Annotated in this window: 1 protein-coding gene; it reads left to right on the plus strand. The window is 53.1% G+C overall.

The features are described from left to right. Window positions 1-906: 906 nt before the first annotated feature. The gene (locus ACOCD2_RS11940; protein WP_293652630.1) at window positions 907-4,707 is read left to right on the plus strand and encodes a reverse transcriptase domain-containing protein; all 3,801 of its coding nucleotides are present in this window, start codon (window positions 907-909) and stop codon (window positions 4,705-4,707) included. The last annotated feature ends 430 nt before the right edge of the window (window positions 4,708-5,137 follow it).

The raw sequence follows: 5,137 nt of genomic DNA on the forward strand, positions 1-5,137 counted from the left end.
CATTGCGATGGCCATCACTCGGTGTTGACGCAATGTGATTTCTGCCCAGTGCTCTGAATGTCAAAGTGAAGAAATTCAATCAAGCGCGGGTAAACGGCGGGAGTAACTATGACTCTCTTAGCCAGACACCGTGTGGGCCAGCGCTCAACACGGTCGTCTTTCGATCGCGCTCCGAGCTGCGGCTAGTCTGGCAACCTCTAACAGGCTGAGTTCTCCTCAGGCCAATGACTTAGAGGAAGAAAAGGTAGTTACTAAGCCTCCTAGATACGACTGATCCAAGCGTTGAGCAGACTGGGATACGAGCCTTCGGGTTCGTAGCTAGGGTAACTGGTACACGTCAGAGCCTTCCGGCTGTAAGTCCAACGCTAGATCGACCGATATTTAGGAGGAAATCCTTACATATACCTCCACGCTGGTCCCGCTGGACAGTCACATCGGTGACTGACTGAACGATGTAAGGGTGGCCCAACTGACGGGCTCCGACACTGGGAAAGCCGGTGTCGGGAAAGTCTTTAGGGGTCAGGACATGCCGAAGTGCGACCCCCCCCGAGAGGGCTGGAAGGAAACGCCCCAAAGTGCAGAGTGAGATTTTCCTGCACGGAGGAACTGAGCTATCCAGACAGCTCTAAATAAATGGCCAAACAAACAACCAAAATGAGCACATATACTTATAAACGCAGGGTGGGCACCCACAAACAGCCCTTGGGTGTAGCTATCACCTCCACGGAGGAAAGCTGGGGCACGCCCAATAGGTCTCTATCTGAGCAACGAAGCGTCGACGGTAGAGACCACGGACCAGCTGGGGAAACCAGTACAAGTACTGGATTGGTGACGAACCCATCGGGTTCAGTGACACTGGAGGGGAACCAGTGGTATGCCGAGGGCAGACCCATCTCTGTCGGAGATTTGGACTACCACCTCGGCCTAGTTGCTGACCCCTCGCACACCGAGAATCGTGACGATGAAGCCGAAGTAGATCTGGTGGAGAACGATACGACAATGCCAAGCAATCAGACAGACCTGTCCGTACAGGAAAACCTGGATGAGCTTGACGAGGAGCACGGGATCTTTCTCGAGCTCCCTAACACTCAGCAACAATGCCCGAAATGTTCGATAGTGTTCAACACGGTCAGGATATTGAAAACACACCTGACTGATGCACACAGAACAAAGGAGATACTATTCAGATGCAGGCTATGCAAAGAGACATTCGACAAGGTGCACAGACTGGAGTGCCACGCACCCAGATGCAAAGCCATCAAGCGACCCCCTTCAGCGGGCGCTTACCCGTTCCAGTGCCAGACATGTACAACACGATACAAGTCCAGATCGGGCCTGTCTCAACACGAAAGGCACCACCACCCTGATGTGGCCAACCAACGGCGCATCAACGCCGGTAGGCGGGAGGCAGAAAGGAAGCGCGAACAAAGAAGGGTGGCAAGGGAATTGACAAACCTCAAGGCGGACGAATCGCAAACACCACCGCCAGCGACCTCTCCGGAGGAAGCCCCCAAACCTAAGACTCGATGGGATGAAACTGCGACGGGGATATTCGTCGACCTACTCCGCCAACAGGGCGACATAAAGGGACTCCACGAGATCGTGAGAACAGCCCTAAAGGAAAACGGTTACGAATTCTCCCTGAAACAGATCTCATCGAAGAAGAGGACTAAGGGTTTTCAAAGTGCTGTAGTGGAGGGACACTCTCATCAAACAGAAGTCACAGGCAATAAGCGAAAGGCAAACGGTGACAACAATTCTGTAACAGGTGAGTCTAGAACTACACGAAACGGGTGTACAAGGGAACCGGAGGTACACCCAGACGTACCAAAAGCAAACACTAAGCGGGTAGCGCCTGCCGGCAAAGATGAGCGAATGAACGACCTCACGGTTGAACAACTCTTCTGCTGCCTCGAAGACTCCGAAGAAAGCACGGAGAGAGAGATAGCGGCCCTGGGCCGCATCGTGCAACAGAGCAAAGAGGAGCAGAACGAAGCAAAAGACCAAGAGGCGGAACAAGCATACTCAAAACACGAGACACTGTTGGAAGAGTACATCTCATCAATCCAACCGTCCGAAACCGGCGGGAGGAAGCAGGCCCGCTTTAGGAAAGAAACCAAGATACGCCAAGTGAGAAAGAAACGGCCAAGGGGGAAGGCCAAAGAGAGGATGGAAAGATATCGATCTTTGCAACAGAAGTGGAAGGCTAACCGAAAAGGAGCTGTACGACAGATCCTAGACGGCGCCTCCGACGCCAAATGCGAAATAGATCCGGAGGTGATAGAGGAAACATATGTGGAACGATTCGAGAGAGCCGGCCCGACGGTAGACCTCTCGGACTACCCGGGACCATACTCGGAACCCCCTCTGCCACCAGTAACCCCGGAGAAAAGGGACCAGCATACGGAAGCGGACAACGCAGACGGTGCTGATTCGAGGCGTCGGGGCAAGCGCACCACTAGAGCAGCAACAGCCGAATACGGACACATACTAGACGCAGTGTCCGAAAGCGAAGTGAAGACAGCATTGCGTACGATGCGAACCGGCTCGGCCGCCGGACCTGACCGCCTCTCAGTACAGGACCTAAAACGAAAGGTCGGAGAGCGACCGGGATTCCTGGCCGGAGTATACACCATCTGGCTAATGGCAGGAAAAGTTCCAGAGAAGTTAAAGGAAAGCAGATCCATACTTCTACCGAAAGGAACCTCCAACCTCGACCAGATCGGCAACTGGCGGCCGCTATCGATAAGCAGCGTACTGCTTAGACTGTATTCCAAGATCCTCGCAAAAAGGCTTACAAGAAACATCACACTCCATCCCGCCCAACGGGGTTTCATATCCGCCCCAGGAGTAGAGCAAAACTCAGTTCTGCTAGAACACGCAATCAGGAAACAGAAGAAGGGGAAAGGAACCCTTGCCGTAGCCTTCTTGGATCTAGCAAAGGCCTTTGACACCGTTTCGCATGATCTGATAGTGAAAGGCCTCATACGCCTTGGTATACCCAATCAGTTCATCAACGTCGTGGAAGACATGTATGAGGGAGCCACGACGACCTTCAAGGCAGCTGAAGGTGAAACAAGGCCGATCCAGATTAACCAAGGGGTTAAGCAGGGAGACCCGCTGTCTCCGATCCTCTTCAATGTATGCCTCGACCCACTGTTCTGCAGCCTAGAGCGCAACGGCATTGGTTGGACATGTGAGGATATGTCGGTCACAGCCCTGGGCTATGCCGACGACACTGCGGTACTCTCCAACTCCAGAGAAGGGCTGGAAAGGAATCTGTCGCTGGTACAAGCATATTGCGACAGAGTAGGTCTGCGGCTAAACGTAAAGAAGTCGTACGTCTTCCACATCAGGTCGGACGGGAAAACCTTCACAGTAAACAACACTGCCCCGTACATGGTAGGTGGAGAACAGATTCCGTGGATTAAACCGGAAGAATCCACGAGATACCTGGGCAAGATGTTCGGCCCTTGGAAAGGGATGACCGTCCCAAACCTGAAAAGACAGATAGACGACTGGGCAAGCAACGTGGCCGCCGCACCACTCAAGCCCTTCCAAGCCCTAGAAATATGGAGAGGTACGATCCTGCCGCGTGTCAAGGCCAGGATTCTGCACAGTAGACCGAGCATGACGATGCTAAAGGATCTCGATGTTCAGATCCGAGGGCACATCAAGCGACTGTTGCACCTTCCTGAAGCAGTGACCAACGCCCTCATGTACACCAAGACCAAGCACGGGGGCCTGGGAATCACGTGCCTCTCGGACGCGGTACCCGACCTCACGATTAAGGGGTTGCACAAACTTTGCTGGCAAACACCGAGCCTGACCATCAGGAGACTAGCACGAAGTCTAGGGGTAAGGAAAACACTGGAAGACATGTGCGTGAAATACCCAGAATGGAAACCGGTGCCGCCAAGCCAGAAAAGTTCAACAACCCCCACAGGAATTGACGATAGCGATGAAACTTCTCGTGGAAACGGAAACAGCTCAGTGCCGAAGGAGAAATGGTGCAGATACTGGGCCAACCAAGGAACCCAGGGAACTGGAACTGACACCTGGATGCGCTTCAGGGAAAGCAACTCCTGGATAAGAGCAGGCACCTACACAGAGGGCGAAGCCATCAGTGCACTATTGCTCAGAACAAACTGTGTCCCAACCCGAGAATGCACCAGTCGTTACACGAACATGAAGAACGTTCAGTGCCGTCGTTGCGGAACGACAGTCGAAACCACCGGGCACATCTCTGGATGGTGTCCATCAGTGAAGAGAAGCCGAATCCTCCGGCACGACTCGTTATGCAAGATCCTATCAAACAAGGCCGTGAAGGCCGGATGGACGCCCCACTGGGAGCCAGTCTTCGACGGGCCAAGTGGTAAGCTGAAACCGGACCTGGTGTTTGTGAAGAACGAGCAAGCCGTGATAGTCGACCCAACGGTCATATGGGAGAAAGATTCGAAGTCACTAGATGACGCCGCCACCGGCAAAGAGGATAAATACTCATGTATCCAAGACCAAGTAAAGGACCGATTTGAGATCAGTGAAGTCCAGGTCTTCGGACTACCGGTTGGCGCCAGAGGAGGATGGACGCAACGCAATGACCGTGTGCTGAAAGCTCTGGGCTTATCAAGAGACACCATCACAGCTCTAACAACAAGAGCACTGGGAGGAACGATAATGCTCATGAGATTGTTCTTCGATGACTAACCTCACTCACCACAACTGAGGCAAAACCGAAATGACCAAACTCCACCAGCGTAAGTAGAGGCAATAAACAAACTGCTATACAGACAAGCAGAAACCGAAAGCATAGAGGGGACTCTTCACCAGACAAAGCAGATATGCCCACCCGCAGAGACCAAAATCAGGCTCGCAAACGACAATTACCTGCTTATTAGACAGGTAGACCTGGCCGACGCCCCCTGATGCTAGATTGGATGGGGACAGGGGGATCAGGGGGCATGGATTCCGACCGCTCGATGCCCCCACCACTTCGAGACATCTAATCCACTGAATTTACACCAATGCGCGCCACAGAGCGAGGCATTACCGCCCACGTGGGGCCCCTACTACAGGGAAACACGGAATGAATAACCCAATCGGGTATTCCACTAAATAGCCAAATGCCTCGTCATCT

It is taken from the genome of Thiolapillus sp. (genome assembly GCF_048562965.1).
In the GTDB taxonomy this organism is placed as follows: Bacteria; Pseudomonadota; Gammaproteobacteria; order Chromatiales; family Chromatiaceae; genus Thiolapillus; species Thiolapillus brandeum_A.